Raw genomic sequence first — 15947 nt, 5'->3', positions numbered from 1 at the left:
GCGGCGGCTACTCGGCGAGGGTGTCGAGGATTTGTTGGCCGTACTTCGCCAGCTTGTTCTCCCCGACGCCGCTGACCCGACCGAGGTCGGCCAGGGTGCTCGGGACCTCGGTGGCGATCTGGCGCAGTGTCGCGTCGTGGAAGATGACGTACGCGGGCACGCCCTGTTCCTTGGCGGTCGCGCCGCGCCAGGCCCGGAGCCGTTCGAACAGTCCGGCGGCGGCCGGCGGCAGCTCGACGGCGGCCGGGGCGCCGGCACCGCGCGGCTTCGAGCCGCGCGAGGTGGTCGCGGTCCGTTCCGGCTCACGGCGCATCATCACCGTACGTCGCCGACCCAGCACCTCCGCGCTGGCCTCGGTGAGCACCAGCGTGCCGTACTCGCCCTCGACCGCGAGCAGGCCCTGGGCCAGCAGGGCGCGGACCACCCCGCGCCACTCGGCCTCGCGCAGCTCCGCGCCGATGCCGAAGACGGTCAACGCGTCGTGGCCGTGCTGGGCCACCTTCTCCGTCTTGCGGCCGAGCAGGATGTCGATCGACTGGCCGGCGCCGAACTTCTGGTTCTTCTCCCGGTGCAGCCGTAGCACGGTGGAGAGCAGCTTCTGGGCCGGGATGGTGGCGTCCCACGACTGCGGCGGGGTCAGGCAGGTGTCGCAGTTGCCGCACGGCTCACTGGCCTGGCCGAAGTACGCCAGCACCCGCACCCGCCGGCACTCCACCGTCTCGCAGAGGGCGAGCATGGCGTCGAGGTGCCCGGCGAGCATCCGCCGGTGGGCGAGGTCGCCCTCGGAGCCGTCGATCATCTTGCGCTGCTGCACCACGTCCTGCAACCCGTACGCGAGCCAGGCGGTCGACGGCAGGCCGTCCCGGCCGGCGCGGCCGGTCTCCTGGTAGTAGCCCTCGACGGACTTGGGCAGGTCGAGGTGGGCGACGAAGCGTACGTCGGGCTTGTCGATGCCCATGCCGAAGGCGATCGTGGCGACCATGACCAGGCCGTCCTCGCGCAGGAAGCGTTTCTGGTTCGAGGCTCGGGTCGAGGCGTCCAGCCCGGCGTGGTAGGGGAGCGCGGCGATGCCGTTGGCGACCAGGAAGTCGGCGGTCTTGTCCACCGAGGCGCGGGAGAGGCAGTAGACGATGCCGGCGTCGCCGGGGTGTTCGGTGCGCAGCAGGTCGAGCAGCTGCTTGCGCGGCTCCTGCTTGGCCACTATCCGGTACTGGATGTTCGGCCGGTCGAAGCTCGCCACGAAGTGCCGGGCGTCGACCAGGTTGAGCCGGGCCGCGATCTCGGCGTGGGTGGCCGGGGTCGCGGTCGCGGTCAGCGCGATCCGGGGTACGTCCGGCCACCGCTCGTGCAGCATCGACAGCGCCAGGTAGTCGGGCCGGAAGTCGTGGCCCCACTGCGCCACGCAGTGCGCCTCGTCGATGGCGAACAGCGCGATCGTGCCCCGCTCCAGCAGGCCGAGGGTGCCGCCCGAGCCGAGCGCCTCCGGCGCCAGGTAGAGCAGGTCGAGTTGGCCGGCGAGGAAGGCCGACTCGACCCGTCGACGGGCACCGAAATCCTGGCTGGAGTTGATGAACCCGGCCCGGACGCCGAGGTTGGTCAGCGCGTCGACCTGGTCCTGCATCAGCGCGATCAGCGGCGAGATCACCACCGCGACACCGTCGCGGACCAGGGCCGGGATCTGGTAGCAGAGTGACTTGCCACCGCCGGTCGGCATCAGCACGAGCGCGTCGCCGCCGTTGACCACCTGGTCGATGATCTCCTGCTGGTTGCCCCGGAAGGCGTCGTAGCCGAAGACCCGCCGGAGCACCTGCAACGATTCCGTGGTCCGTACGTCGGTGGTCCGCACATCGGTCGGGGAAGCCATCCGGGGAGTCTACGAGTCGCCGCCGACATCGGCGGTGAGCAACCCCTGCTCGCTCACCACGGGTACGGAAAGCGTCTTGTATCCGACATTTTCGAACAGGACGGTCATCCGGTCGTCCGTGTAGCTCATCACCAGCCCCGGCCCCCACTCGGCGTGCCGGACCGTGCTGTGCACCGGGAACGGTCCGCTCGCCCCGTCGGCGGCGGTGCTGGTGCCGGCGTGGCAACTGTCGCAGTGGCCGCAGGTCTTTTCGAGCTGCTCGCCGAAGTAGGCCAGCAGCGCCTGGCTCCGGCATCCGGTGGTCTCGGCGAACGCCCGCATCATGTCCGTACGGCTGTTCTGCACCGCCTGCTGCCGTTCCGCCTCGGCCACCGCCGCCCGGCCCGCCTCCGCCGGCTCCGGTGCGTACCGGGGGCTGCCGACCCGCTGGCTCGCCCCGGTCGTACGGGCCGCACCGACCCGTTCCAACAGGGCGAGGAGCTGGCCGAGCTTGCGTACCCCCAGCCCGGTCCGCTCCCGCAGCGCGCTCCGGCTGGTCGGGCTCTCGCGCAGCGCGGCGGCGAGTTCGGCCAGCTCCCCGGCGTCCGGGGTGCCGCCGGTGAAGAACCGTTGCAGGCCGATGTCCTCGGCCCGCCACAGCAGCAGCGCGTGCGCGGGCTCCCCGTCCCGCCCGGCCCGGCCGATCTCCTGGAGGTAGCTGTCCGGTGAGTCGGGCAGGGCCACGTGCGCCACCCAGCGGATGTTGGGCTTGTCGATGCCCATGCCGAACGCCGACGTCGCCACCATGACCGGCACCTCGTCGGCCAGAAACCGCTCGTGCAGCTCGGTACGGGCACCGGCCGGCATCCCACCGTGGTAGAAGGCGGCCTCGTATCCGGCGGTGGTCAGCCGCTCGGCGAGTTCCTCGGCGGCGCGGCGGGTCGGCACGTAGACGATGCCCGGCCACCGGTCCCCGTCGAGCAGGCCGAGCAGGCGCCGCCACCGGTAGTCCTCGGTGGGGCAGTGCGCCACCTCCAGGAACAGGTTGGGCCGGTCCAGCCCGGCGACCACCGTACGCGGATCGCGCAGCCCGAGCCGGGCGACGATGTCCTCGCGTACGGGCGGCGAGGCGGTGGCGGTCAACGCGACCACCGGCGGTCGGCCCAGTCCCCGGATCAGGTGCCCGAGCGCCAGGTAGTCGGGACGGAAGTCGTTCCCCCAGGCCGAGATGCAGTGCGCCTCGTCCACCGCGACCAGGGCCGGGCGCAGCGCGCGTACCTTGGCCAGCACCTCCGGGTTGCTGAGCTGCTCGGGGGTGATGAACAGGAACCTGGCCCGGCCGTCCTCGATCTCGTGCAGTGCCTCCGCCTGCTGGTTGGGCGTCTCGGCCGAGCTGACCCGGACCGCGTGCAGCCGGGGGTCGCCCCGCTCGTTGAGCGCCCGGATCTGGTCCTGTTGCAGGGCGAGCAGTGGTGAGATCACCACCGTCGGGCCGGACAGCAGCGCCGCCGGCACCTGGTAGATCGCCGACTTGCCGGCTCCGGTGGAGAGCACGACCAGGGCGTCGCGTCGTTTCATCAGCGCCCGCATCGCGGCGAGTTGGCCGGGGCGCAGCGAGCGCCAGCCGAAATGGTGCCGCGCCGCGCGGCGCAGGCGGGTCGAGTGCATGGGCAGCTTCATCGGAGGCCGGAGGTACCCAGGCCGACCGAACATGAAACAGAGAGCGTCTCGCCGGGCCCGGCGGCCGGGCGGGGAACCTCCCGCCCGGCCGCCGGTCACCGTCGATCGTGCCGGTGGTTACGCGAACGGGTCGTCGTCGGCCGTACAGACCACGTCGGGTCCGGGCAACGCCCCGGTGAACAGGTACTCCCGCTTCACCCGCTCACCGCAGGCGCTGGGCACGAACATCCCGGTGTGCCCGGCGCCCTCGATGGTGAACAGGTGACCCCGGGCCAGTTCGGCCGCGCCGTCGCGGGCGCCGTGCCACGGGGTCGACGGGTCGTACCGGTTGTTGACCACCAGGATCGGGGCGGCGGTCCACCGGTTCCACGGGCCCAGGTGCCGGTCGGTGTTGCGGGCCGGCCACTTGGCGCACGGCATGTAGTCGAAGACCCCGATCGGACCGAAGTACGGCACCCGCCGCTCCTCGCTCACCCCGAGCCGGCTGTACGTCGCATTGTTGCCGGGCACGACGCTGTCCGCGCAGTTGGTGGCGTAGAACGCCTCGGTGCTGTTGCCCGGGTACTCCTCGCGCGGCTCCGACCTGGCCGTACGGGCGCCCGCCGCGCTGTCTTGCGGCGCGGCGTACAGCCGTTGCAGTTGTACGGCGAGATCCGCCCACCACAGTGGTCGGGGCAGGTTGTCGTTGACCGTGCTGATGATGCCGGTGTACGTCCAGCTCTCGCCGTCGACCACGACCGGCTGCTGGCGGGCCCGCGCGGTCAGCTCGGCGAACTTCGCCCGTGGGTCACCACCGGCGGCGAACGCGCACTTCGCCGCCCCCGCGGCGGCGCAGCGGCGCAGGAACTGGTCGAACGTGTCAGCGATGCCCCGGGGCACGTCCTGGCGGGTGTCGATCGGCTTGGTGAGCCCGTCCAGACCGTGTCCGGTGGCGTTGCCGACGAAGTCCAGCGCGCCGTCGAGCACGAGTGCGCGTACCCGGTCGGGGAACAGGTTGGCGTAGGTCGCCCCGACGTAGGTGCCGTACGACAGCCCGAAGTAGTTCATGCTGCTGTCGCCGACCGCGCGGCGCAGCAGGTCCAGGTCCCGCGCCGTGTCCGCGCTGGACAGGTGGTCGAGCAGGTCACCGTTGCGGTCGCGGCAGCGGCGGCCGAGATCCTCGGCGGCGGCGTAGAAGGACCTCTCCTGCGCGGCCCCGACCGGGAAGGCCGGGATCGGGGCGAAGAACTCCTGCTGTTGCGCCACCGTGTCGAAGCACCGAACGGCGGTGCTGCGGCCCACCCCCCGGGTGTCCCACGAGACCAGGTCGAACCGGGCCCGCAACTCGGGCGAGAACAACCACTCCCAGCGGCCACGGGCCCGCAGCCGCTCCACCCCGGAGGCACCGGGGCCGCCGAAGTTGACGAACAGGGTGCCGATCCGGTTCGCCGGATCGGTTGCCGGATCCTTGATCAACGATAGGCTGATCTGCCGCCCGCGCGGCTGGTCGTAGTCCAGCGGTGCGCCCACGGTCGCGCACTGGTAACCGTCGGCACAGTCCGACCAGGCGATCTGGGGCGTCGTGGTCGGCTGCGGCCGCTGTGCCCCGGCGGGTGCGGCGCCGACCAGTGCCGGTGCCACCGCGATCAGCACCGAGGCGACCAGCAGCCGCGTTCTTCTTCTTCTCATCCGGAACCATCCTCTGGGCGAGGGGCGTCGATCTTCTGACAGGGGTCACACGCGCGACCGGGGTCGAAGGTTGCGCCGCGTCGACCGCCACATGCACATTCGGATGCCCGGCGGCGTGGCGCGTGCCACTTGCGGCCCTGCCGATCATGGTGGGTGCGGCTGCCGGCGGGCCGCCGTCTCTCAGACGTCTCGAAGAGGTGGGTTCGAGTGGATACGGGCGTGGTGCTGGTGGTGGTGACAGCGGCCGTGGTGCTGCTGGCCGGGTTCCTCGTGGTCCGCGCGGTCTCCGCCTACAACCGGCTCGTCCGGTTACGGGAACAGGTACGGCTTTCGTGGGCCCAGGTCGACGTCGTACTGAACCGCCGGCACTCGTTGATCCCACACCTGGTGGAGACGGTGCGCGGGTACGCCGGGCACGAGTGGACCACCCTGGACGCGCTGACCGCCGCGCGTGCCGCCGCGCTCGGTGCGGCCGATGACGCGCGGCGCAGGGCCGGCGCCGAGGAGGCGGTCACCTCGGCCCTGCGCCGGCTGTACGCGGTGGCGGAGGCATATCCACGGTTGCGGGCGAGCGCGAACTTCGCCGAGTTGCAGCGTGAACTCGCCGCCACCGAAGACAAGATCGCGTACGCGCGGCAGTTCCACAACACCGCCGTCCAGGCGCTGAACACGGCCGTCGAGTCGCTGCCGACCGGCATCGTCGCCAGGCTCGCCGGCTTCCACGTACAGCCGTACCTCGAAGCCGGCGGCGACGAGCGGGCCGACGTACCCGTCCGCTTCTGACGGCGACGTGGCCGGCGACGAGGAGTCACCGGCGGTGGGACAGGGCACCGCCCCGGACCGGTGACCGGCCGATCCGGGGCGGTGTCGAGCACGAGCGGGGTTCACCAGTTGGAGTTCGTCACCCCGGTACCCCACAGGATCTGGTCGAACGTGTTGCCGTCGTTGTCGTCGGTGTAGCAGACCGCCACCTCGCCCCACGGTGAACTGGTCACCGCCATCTGCTCCTGACGACCGACGGTGGCCTGGCTGAGCACCTGGGCGCCGAGCCGGCCGGTGTCCGTACCGTCGGGGTTGAGGCCGCGGACCCGGACGTCCGGGTCGGTCCCCTGCACCGTCCAACCGACCACCACGTTGGCCTGGTCGTCGATGCCGACGGTCGGCCCGGCCGCACCCGCCCCGGCGGAGGTCTCGACCTCGCCGTGTCGGGCGAGCGCGGCGGCGGTGAACGAACGCGTCCACACCCCGTTCGTGCCGGTGTGGTCGGACTCCCAGGCGACGGTGAAGTCACCGTTGAAGTTCGCCGCCACGGCGGGGCGCACCTGCTGGCCGCCGCTGTTCGCGTTGGCGGTCCGGCGGGACAGCGTGACCGCCCCGTTCGTCCGGGCCAGCCGGGTGAGGCCGACGTTGTAGGAGCCGTTGGCGTCGCCGTCCTCGTCCCAGACCACTGTCGCCTCGCCGGACGCCGACACCGCCACGTCCGGCCGGTGGTGCTGGCCGCTGGTCTGGCTGGCCGTCACCTCGTACGCCTTGGTGGTGATGTTGGTGTAGCCGGCGGCCCGGATGGTCGACGGGTTGGTGCCCTGGGTGTCCTCCCAGACCACCGAGAAGGCCACCGCGGCGGCGTTGTTGGCGACGCCGTCCGGGTCGACCGCGACCCTCGGCCAGGTCTGCTGGCCGTCGGCGCTGGCGTTGGCCCGGCCCGAGGCGAGCACCGTCCCGGTCGGGGACACCACCCGGTACGGCACGTTGTAGTAGCCGTTGCCGTCCGGGTCGTCGGACCAGACCACTACCGCGTTGCCCCGGTCGTCGAGCCCCACGTCGGGGTTGATGTGCTTCCAGGCGGTGCCGCTGGTGCCACCGGCGGACAGCTTGAGCTCGTAGACGGCCGTGCCGTTGTTGAACACCCGCAGGAAGATCTCCGAGTGCAGGTTGTCCCCGGGGACGGTGTCGTCGCGGTCGTCCTCCCAGACGACCGCGACCCGCCCGTTGCGGTTGGCCGCGATGGCCGGGGTGTCCTGGTCACCGGTGGCGACGCTGTTGGCCGCCGACCAGGTCGCCTCGGCGGCGGCGACGTCCGCCGGTACGGGTGCCGCGAGCAGCGAGGCGACGAGCAGTGAGGTGATGGCTGACATCGGGTTCGGTTCTCCTCTTACGCGGGACGCAGGCCGGGCTGGCCGTCGACGATGACGAACGAGCCGACGGTGGACACCGGGGCACCGTGCTCGGTGACCGTGGCCACCGCGCGGAAGTCCGCCCGGACCTGGGTGGGACTGATGGTCGTACGGACGTAGCCCCGCCGGTCGGAGGAGAACTTCAGGTGCGGGTTGTTCGACGCGTTCGGGATGGTCGTGCTCGCGCTGCCGTTGCCACCGGAGGTGATCGAGGTGCACACCAGTTCGGTGCCGATGGTGGCCGAGGACGAGTTGGCGTAGTCGGCCTTGAGGTCGTTGGCCCAGGCCCGGTGCACGTCGCCGGTGAGCACCAGCGGATTGCGTACGCCCCGCTGCTGCCAGCCCTGCTGGATCCGGGAGCGGGAGGCGCGGTAGCCGTCCCAGGCGTCCATGTTGGCCGCCCCGGCGGAGTCCAGCTGGCGGGCGAAGAACACCTGCTGGCCGAGGATGTCCCAGGTGCCGTAGTGCTGGGCCAGGCCGTCGAGCAGCCACGTCTCCTGGGCGGCGCCGGTGAGGCTGCGCGAGGCGAGGTCGGCCTCGGTCGACACCTTCCAGCCATCACCGCTGGCCTGGTCGTCGCGGAACTGGCGGGTGTCGAGCATGTGGAAGGTGGCCAGCTGTCCCCAGCGGACCCGGCGGAACAGCGAGATGGCGTTGCCGGTCGGCGCGGAACTCGGCCGCAGCGGCATGTTCTCGTAGTAGGCCCGGTAAGCGGCGGTGCGCCGGGCGGTCCACTGCGCGGCGGTCAGCGCCGGGCTGTTGTTGGCCCGGACCATGTTGGCGTAGTTGTTCTCCACCTCGTGGTCGTCCGGCACCACCAGCCACGGCGCCGCGGCGTGCGCCGCCTGGAGGTCCGGGTCGGACTTGTACTGGGCGTACCGGCGGCGGTAGTCGGCCAGCGAGACGATCTCGGCACCGACGTGTTCGCGTACGGAGCCGGCGGCCGTCCCGCCCTCGTAGATGTAGTCGCCCAGGTGCAGGACCAGGCCGGGGTTGTCCTCGGCGATCCGCCGGTACGCGGTGTAGTAGCCGGACTCGTAGTGCGCGCAGGACGCGAAGGCCATCACCAGGTCCCGGCCGAAGGTGCCGACCGCCGGGGCGGTACGGGTCCGCCCGACCGGCGAGATGTGACCCTGGGCCCGGAACCGGTAGTAGTAGTCGGCGTCCGGGGCGAGACCGCCCGCCACCACGTGCACCGAGTGCGCGTCGGCGTACCGGGCGGCGACCGAACCGGACGCGACCAGGGAGGTGAACCGGTCGTTGGTCGACACCTGCCACTCGACGGTGACGTCGGCGTTGGCCATGCCGCCCTGCCCGTCGGCGTTGAGCGGCGACGGCGCCAGGCGGGTCCAGAGCACCACGCTGTCGGATGCCGGTTCGCCGGAGGCGATTCCCAGCTTGAACGGAAACGGTACGGCGGCCTGGGCGATGCGCCAGGGAGCGACCACCGTTCCGGCGGTGGCCAATCCACCCAGGACGATGGTGCGACGGCTGAGCCTCTTCATGGTCAATAACCCTGGAGGCCGATTGTTAACACGATGCGCCCGGGCGACGAAACCCATATGACACCGAGGTGGTTGCATCGAGGACAACGGATGTACGGGTGACCCGGTGATGGCCGCCCGTCGTCAGTGCGGGTCGGTCGGCGGGTCGGTCCGGCCCTCCGGTGTGGCGGCCATCGCCTCGGTGAGTTCCCCGCGCGAGCTGATCCCCATCTTCGGGTAGATCCGGTACAGGTGGGTGCTGACGGTGCGCCGGGACAGGAAGAGACGTTCGGCGATCTCGGGGTTGCTCAGACCCGTCGCGGCGAGCTGCGCGATCTGCAACTCCTGCGGCGTCAGCAGGCTCTGCCGGTCGACCGGGCGGCGGCTCGCCTCGCCGGCGGCGCGCAGCTCCCGCCGGGCCCGGTCGGCCCACGGCACCACCCCCAACGCGTCGAACGCCGTGCCCGCCTCGCGCAGGTAGGGCCGCGACTCGACCGCGCGCCGCCGTCGGCGCAGCCACCCGCCGTAGGCCAACTGGAGCCGGGCCCGCTCGAACGGCCACCCGGACAGGTCCATGCCCAGGCGGGCCCGGAAGACGGCGTCCGCGTCGACGTCACCGTCCGGGTCGGCACCGGCGAGGACCGCCTCGGCGTACGCCACGGTGACGCGCAGGATCGGGGACCGGGTCGCGGCGGCGATCGGTTGCAGCGTACGCAGGATCGACGCCACCTCGTCGTGGTGTCCGCCGCGCGTACCCGCCTCGGCCAGGTGGCCGAACGCGGAGAACCGCAGGTACTGGTGGTAGGCGCTGTCCGCCGGGTCGAAGATCCGGTACAGGTGCCGGTACGCGTCCGCGGGCCGGCCGGCGGCCAGCGCCTCGATCCCCCGGGTGAGCTGGACCATCCCCAGGATCGGGTTAGCTCCGGTCGGCAGGAGCAGACGTTCCACCTCGTCGGCCAGTTGCCGGGCCGTGTCGCCGTTGCCGCGCAGGGCCTCCACGTGGGCCCGGTTGAGGTCGGCGGTCATCGCCCACCGGGGTTGACCGGTCTCCAGCGCCAGCGCCCGGCCCTCGGTGGCGGCGGTCAGGCCCAACCGGATGTCGGCCAGCTGGGCGGCGGTCCACGCCTGGTTCACCAGCGTGACCGCCAGCAGGCCGAGCCGGCCCTGGCCGCGGAGCCCGGCGACCGACGAGGCGAGGAACGCCGTCGCCAGCCCGAGCGCCCCGATCGCGTTCGCGCCATTGCCGAGCAGGAAGAGGTCACCCGGATCGCTGTCCATCCGGCGCATCAGCTCGGACATCCGGTCGAGCGCCTCGGCCCCACGTTCGATCGGCGCGACCCCGGCGAGCACGTTGACCAGCCGAGGATCGAGCGCCGGCACGTCCAGCCGTTCCGCGGCGGCGAGGAGCAGCCCACGGGTTTGCTCGTCCGGGTTCGACCACCAGCTCCGTACGGACAGCGTGACCAGGCTGTGCAGGGCGAGTTCGGTGTCCCCGTTGCGCCGCATCAGGTCCACGATGTCGACGAACGCCGGCAGTGGCGCGGCCCCGGACCAGCCCCCGCCCAGGAACGCCTCCCGCAGCCAGGACAACCGGGCCTGATCGGTGGGCTGGAGGTACTGCTCCTCGATGCCCCGGACCAGCCGTACGACCGCGGCGTGGTCGCCCAGGTCGACGGCGTACCCGGCCGCCCGCAGCAGCCGGTCGGCCCGTTCCCGCGCGTCCTCGCTGAGCTGCGCGGCGCGTTCCATCGCGGTCAGCGCGGAGGCGACCGCACCGTGCCGGGCGGCCCGGTCGGCGGCGGCGGTGAGGTCCCGCGCCACCTGCTCGTCGGCCCCGATCGTGGCGGCGGCCCGGTGCCAGACCCGGCGGTCGTCCGCCCCGGCGAGCCGGTCGGCGAGCGCGGCGTGCACCTGCCGGCGCCGGGCGACCCCGGCCGCCTGGCGCAGCGCGGATCGGACCAGCGGGTGCCGGAACCGGACCCGGAACCCGTCGTCCACCTCGACCAGGCCGGCGGTGACCGCCGGCTGCACGTCGGCGACCGTGACCGGTGTGGTTTCCAGCCCGGCGGTCGCGCCGACGATCTCGTCCAGGCCGTCCCCGTCGTCGAGCGCCGCGACCAGCAGCAGGGTCCTGGTCGCCGGGGGCAGCTCGCCGACGAGTGCGGCGAAGGTCCGTTCCACCCTGGTGGTCAGCGGCAACGAGGCCGGCAGCAGGGCGTCCGGGCCGAACCGGGTCGCCACCACGGCCAGTTCCACCAGGCCGAGCGGGTTGCCGCCCGCCTCGGCCAGGACCCTCGTCCGCAGCGCGGGCGACAGGTCCGGAGCCCGGTACGCGAGCAGCGCCGCCGCCGCGTCCTCGGCCAGTGGTTCGACCCGCAGTTCGGGCAGACCGGCCGAGGCGAGCCGGCGCTCGCACTCGACGCCGTCGCGCATCGCCATCACCAGCACGACCGGGTCGGATCCCAGCCGCCGCCCGACGAAGGTGAGCACCTCCCAACTCGGCCGGTCCAGCCACTGCGCGTCCTCGACCGCCAGCAGCAGGGGCTGCCGCGCGGCGGCGGTGGTGAGCAGGTCGAGTACGGCGAGGGCGACCCGGAACGGTTGACCGATCGGCGCGTCGACCACCCCGACCGCCGCCAGTACGGTGTCGCGGGCGGCAAGCGGGCCGTTGGCGTTGGCGTTGGCGTTGGCGTTGGCGTTGGCGTTGGCGTTGGCGCTGTCGCTGTCGCTGTCGCTGTCGCTGTCGCTGGCGTTGGCGTTGTCGTCCAGCACCGCACGGAGCAGGCGGTGCAGCCCGGCGAACGGGATCTCGATCTCGGCCTGCACCCCGGTCGTGGCCAGCACCCGCAGTCCCCGCCGGCCCGCCCGTGCCGTCGTCGCGGCGAGCAGGGTCGACTTACCGACGCCGGCCTCGCCGCGCAGCACCAGGGCACTGCCTTCCACCGGGACCCGGTCGAGTTGGCCGGTCAACCGGCTCTGCTCCGACTCACGCCCGAACAGGACGTCGTCCACCATTTCGTACCCCCGGTCCGACCTCGGCGTACCGCCCGGTGTGCCGGGCCGCGACCGGATGCCCACCGGATGGGATCGCGGTCGAGCCTAGGCTCGACGTGCCGCCCGGCCGGTGCCTCACCCGGTCGATGGTGTGCCTGGTCACGCCGGTCACCCGGCACAGGTGTACGCGTGAACTTACGTCAGCTGACGTATGGCGGTCGGTCCGGCGGCGCGAGTACGTTCGGCACGAAGCGTGATCGTCGTACCGGTCTGCCGAGTTGCCAGCCGACCGGCGGAGATACCCATGCGCCCCCACCCCGGCGACGTATTTCGGCCGCGACGGCCGTACCACGCTCGCGTGGGTAACCAAGGAGAGTTCATGTCTGAAGCCGCGCACCAGCTACCCCCCAGCACCGAGGAACAGATCGCCGCGGCCAACGCGAGCGGCCGCGCGCCGGTCGTGTTCATCCACGGTCTCTGGCTCCTGCCGAGCAGCTGGAACCGGTGGGCGGAGGTGTTCGAGGCCGCCGGCTACGCGCCGCTGACCCCGGGCTGGCCGGACGACCCGGAGACGGTCGAGGAGGCAAAGGCCCACCCGGAGGTCTTCGCCGACAAGACGATCGGGCAGGTGGCCGACCACTACGCCGACGTCATCGGCAAGCTGGACCGCAAGCCGGCGGTGATCGGGCACTCCTTCGGCGGCCTGCTCACCCAGATCCTCGCCGGGCACGGACTGGCGGCGGCGTCGGTGGCGATCGACGCGGCACCGTTCCGCGGCGTGCTGCCGCTGCCGATCTCCGCGCTGCGGTCGGCGGCGCCGGTTCTCGGTAACCCGGCGAACCGGCACCGGGCCGTTCCGCTCACCTTCGACCAGTTCCGGTTCGCGTTCGCGAACGCGGTGACCGAGGACGAGGCGCGGGAGTTGTACGAGACGTACGCCGTCGCGGCGCCGGGGGCACCGCTGTTCCAGGCCGCCGCCGCGAACCTGAACCCGTGGACCGAGGCGAAGGTCGACAGCACCAACCCCGAGCGGGGGCCGATGCTGATCGTCTCCGGCGAGCGGGACCACACGGTGCCGAGGGCCATCTCGGAGGCGACGTTCGACCGGCAGAAGCGCAACGAGGGCGTGACCGAGTTCGTGGAGATCCCGAACCGGGGCCACGCGCTGACGATCGACAGCGGCTGGCGCGAGGTCGCCGACACCGCTCTCACCTTCGTCAAGCGTTTCGTCTAACCCCGAACCGGGAGCGCGGCCGACCACTGGCTCCGGTCAGCGGTCGGCCAGCCCGGCGAGCCGCCCGGCCAGTTGGCGCCGGGCGGCCGGGGCGGTGGAGAGCAGCCGGAGTGCCGTGTTGCGCAGCGGCCGCAGTGGGGCCGCCGCGGTGCCCACCCGGGTGAGTCGGCCGGCGAACCCGACCACCTCGCGGGCGACCGACCGGCGGGCCGCCGCGTACGCGTCGAGCACCGTCTCGGGTGCGCCGGACAGTACGTCGGCCAGCGCGGTGCCGAGCGCCGCCCCGTCGCGCAGGCCGAGGTTCATGCCCTGGCCGCCGGCGGGACTGTGCACGTGGCCGGCGTCGCCGGCGAGTAGAACCGGCCCGGCCCGGAACGATTCCGCCACCCGATGGTGCACCCGGAAGCGTGAACCCCAGAGCACCTCGGTCACGGTGCTGCGCCGCCCGGTCGGGCCGCGTGCGTCGAGCAGCGACTGTGCGTACGCGACGTCGGGGTGCTCGGGTGGGTCGGCCACTTCGGCGACGATCCGGACACTGCCGTCGGGCAGGGGTGCCCAGACCAGCAGTCCGGTGCGGGAGAAGAAGAGGATCACCTCGTCGCGGGGGAGCGCGGTGTCGATCCGTACGTCGGCGAGGACGAAGGAGTCCTCGCTGTCCGTACCGTGGAAGCCGATGCCGGCGAGTTGCCGGACCGTGCTGTGCATGCCGTCGGCGCCCACCACGAAGCGGGCCCGGACGGTTTCCCCGCCGGCGAAGGTGACCCGGCTGCCGGTCCCGTCCGGGCTCAGGCCGACCACCCGGTACGGCCGGAGCACCCGGCCGCCGAGCGCGGTCAACCGGTCCAGCAGTACCTCCTCGGTCACCGACTGCGGCACCAGCAGGACATACGGGAACGGGGTCGGCAGGCCGTCGAAGCGCATCGTCAACAGGGTCCGGTCGCCGTCTCGGAGGGTGACCCGGGCGGCGGGGATGCCCCGTCGCACCAGTGGTCCGGCGACACCGACGCCGTCCAGCACCTCAAGGGTCCGGGCGTGTACGGCGGCGGCGCGCGAGGTGTTGTGGCCCTGCGCGACCCGGTCCACCACGGTCACGTCGACGCCGCGCCGGGCGAGCTGCACGGCGGTGACCAGCCCGGCCGGTCCGGCGCCGACGACGAGTACGTCGCAGTTGGTGGGCAACATCGCTACCTCCGGTACAGACCGTGCCAACACTTGTTTGCCAACGTATGTTGACAACGGTAGATGTGCGTCCGCGTCGATGTCAACGGGCATTGGCCTACACTCGTTGGCGTGTCTCCGCATGATCATGGAAGTGCCCCGCACGCGGCGGTCGGCGTACCGTCGGGGCCCGAGCCGACGGCGGCGCCGGAGCCGGCCGCGCCCCCGCGCCGGTCCGACGCCACCCGGGCCGCGATCCTTCGGGCGGCCCGCGAACGGTTCGCCGCCGACGGTTACGAGCGCGCCACCATCCGGGCCATCGCCACGGACGCGGCGATCGACCCGTCGATGGTCATGCGCTACTACGGCAGCAAGGAACTGCTCTTCGCCGCCGCCGCCGAGTTCGACCTGCGCCTGCCGGACTTCACCGACCTGCCGGTGGACCGGGTCGGGTCGGCGATGGTCGCGTACTTCCTCGACCGGTGGGAACAGGACGAGACGATGGTCGCCCTGTTGCGGGCGGCCGCTACCAACCCGGCGGCCGCCGCGCGGATGCGGCAGATCTTCGCCGACGAGGTCGGCCCGGCGGTCCGTGCCTTCGCCGAACGTGCCGGGGCACCGCCCTGCACCGCGAGCGCGGCGCTCCCGGTCGACCAGCGGGCCGGCCTGATCTCCAGCCAGGTACTCGGTCTGGCCCTGACCCGATACGTGCTGCTGCTACCGCCGGTGGTGGGGTTGGACCGGGCGGCGCTGGTCGACTGGCTCGGACCCACCATCCAGCGCTACCTGCTGGGTAACCCGTAACCTCAGAAGCGCGCGACCACGGGTACGACGTCGGTGCCGATCCGTTCGAGGACGTCCAGTCGCGGCAGCTGCGGCACCGCGCCGATCGCCAGGTCGAAGCCGAGTTCGTCGAGCTTGCCGAGCTGGTCGATCAGCTCCTCGGTCTTCTCGCCGTTGTCCCCGATGTCCATGAACTGGTAGACGGTCTTGGTGATCTCGTCGTAGTCGCGGCCCTCGTTGTCGCAGTGCCGCCGGAGCACGTCGAGCTTGTGCGGCAGCTCGGGGGTGTTGAACAGGTTGCACGCCTGGGCGTACTTCGCCACCAGCCGGAGCGTCTTCTTCTCCCCGCCGCCGCCGATCATGATCGGTGGGTGCGGCCGGCTCAGCGGCTGCGGCGAGTTCAGCGTACGGGTGGCCCGGACGTGCCGACCGGTGTAGGGCCCCTCGTCGTCGGACCACATCTGGAGCACGAACTGAAGGGTTTCCTCCAGCATCTCGAAGCGTTGCGCGACCGGGGGAAACCCGAAGCCGAGCCCGAGCGACTCCTCCTCGTTCCAGCCGGCCCCGATGCCGAGCATCGCCCGCCCACCGGACAGTACGTCCAACGTCGTCACGGTCTTCGCCAGCAGCCCGGCCGGGCGGTGGTGTACGCCGGTGATCAGGGTCAGCAGCCGGACGCGTTCGGTGTGCGCGGCGAGGAACCCGAGGGTCGTGTACGCCTCCAGCATCTCGGCCTCGCTCGGGCCCACCGTCCGGATCTGGAAGAAGTGGTCCATCAGGGCGAGGTACTCGAACCCGGCCTCGTCGGCCGTACGGGCGATGGCCGCGAGATCGGGACCGAGCGCGGCCGGTCCGTTGGGCCAGGTGAAGGTGGGAATCTGGATACCGAGTCTCATGGCTACCATCTTTGCGTCGATGTCGGGCGGCGG

Annotated in this window: 11 protein-coding genes; 3 read left to right on the top strand and 8 right to left on the bottom strand. The window is 72.1% G+C overall.

The window, feature by feature from the left end:
• Positions 1–7 precede the first annotated feature (7 nt).
• The 3 genes from recQ to OG792_RS18405 form a co-directional block, all read right to left on the bottom strand.
• The gene (gene recQ, locus OG792_RS18415; RefSeq protein WP_329100486.1) at positions 8–1864 is read right to left on the bottom strand and encodes a DNA helicase RecQ; all 1857 of its coding nucleotides are present in this window, start codon (positions 1862–1864) and stop codon (positions 8–10) included.
• 9 nt (positions 1865–1873) lie between these two features.
• Positions 1874–3523, bottom strand: a complete 1650-nt coding sequence (locus OG792_RS18410) for a RecQ family ATP-dependent DNA helicase (protein ID WP_329100484.1) — start codon at positions 3521–3523, stop codon at positions 1874–1876.
• Between the two features lie 117 nt (positions 3524–3640).
• The gene (locus tag OG792_RS18405) at positions 3641–5191 is read right to left on the bottom strand and encodes an alpha/beta hydrolase (protein ID WP_329100482.1); all 1551 of its coding nucleotides are present in this window, start codon (positions 5189–5191) and stop codon (positions 3641–3643) included.
• 207 nt (positions 5192–5398) lie between these two features.
• On the opposite strand from OG792_RS18405, the gene OG792_RS18400 reads away from it, so the two are divergent.
• Positions 5399–5974 (top strand): LemA family protein, encoded by a 576-nt coding sequence (locus OG792_RS18400; protein WP_329100480.1) that lies wholly within the window; start codon positions 5399–5401, stop codon positions 5972–5974.
• Between the two features lie 101 nt (positions 5975–6075).
• Here OG792_RS18400 and OG792_RS18395 read toward each other — a convergent pair whose 3' ends face one another.
• The 3 genes from OG792_RS18395 to OG792_RS18385 form a co-directional block, all read right to left on the bottom strand.
• A complete protein-coding gene (locus OG792_RS18395; RefSeq protein ID WP_329100478.1) occupies positions 6076–7326 on the bottom strand; it encodes a hypothetical protein in 1251 nt (416 codons plus the stop codon).
• Between the two features lie 17 nt (positions 7327–7343).
• Positions 7344–8870 (bottom strand): alkaline phosphatase D family protein, encoded by a 1527-nt coding sequence (locus tag OG792_RS18390; protein WP_329100476.1) that lies wholly within the window; start codon positions 8868–8870, stop codon positions 7344–7346.
• Positions 8871–8993: 123 nt separating this feature from the next.
• Positions 8994–11864 (bottom strand): ATP-binding protein, encoded by a 2871-nt coding sequence (locus OG792_RS18385; protein ID WP_329100475.1) that lies wholly within the window; start codon positions 11862–11864, stop codon positions 8994–8996.
• 358 nt (positions 11865–12222) lie between these two features.
• Here OG792_RS18385 and OG792_RS18380 point away from each other — a divergent pair, with 358 nt between their 5' ends.
• Complete coding sequence (locus OG792_RS18380; RefSeq protein WP_329100473.1) at positions 12223–13077, top strand: alpha/beta hydrolase; 855 nt, start codon at positions 12223–12225, stop codon at positions 13075–13077.
• 36 nt (positions 13078–13113) lie between these two features.
• Here OG792_RS18380 and OG792_RS18375 read toward each other — a convergent pair whose 3' ends face one another.
• Positions 13114–14259, bottom strand: a complete 1146-nt coding sequence (locus OG792_RS18375; RefSeq protein ID WP_329100471.1) for an FAD-dependent oxidoreductase — start codon at positions 14257–14259, stop codon at positions 13114–13116.
• A 108-nt stretch (positions 14260–14367) separates the two neighbouring features.
• Between OG792_RS18375 and OG792_RS18370 the strand changes: the two genes are divergently transcribed.
• On the top strand, positions 14368–15039 hold the full coding sequence (locus OG792_RS18370) for a TetR/AcrR family transcriptional regulator (protein ID WP_329100469.1): 672 nt from the start codon (positions 14368–14370) through the stop codon (positions 15037–15039).
• Between the two features lie 2 nt (positions 15040–15041).
• Here OG792_RS18370 and OG792_RS18365 read toward each other — a convergent pair whose 3' ends face one another.
• On the bottom strand, positions 15042–15914 hold the full coding sequence (locus tag OG792_RS18365; RefSeq protein ID WP_329100468.1) for an LLM class F420-dependent oxidoreductase: 873 nt from the start codon (positions 15912–15914) through the stop codon (positions 15042–15044).
• Between the last annotated feature and the right edge of the window lie 33 nt (positions 15915–15947).

Source organism: Micromonospora sp. NBC_01699, assembly GCF_036250065.1.
Lineage (GTDB): Bacteria > Actinomycetota > Actinomycetes > Mycobacteriales > Micromonosporaceae > Micromonospora_G.
This window is presented reverse-complemented; position numbering and strand designations above follow the sequence as displayed.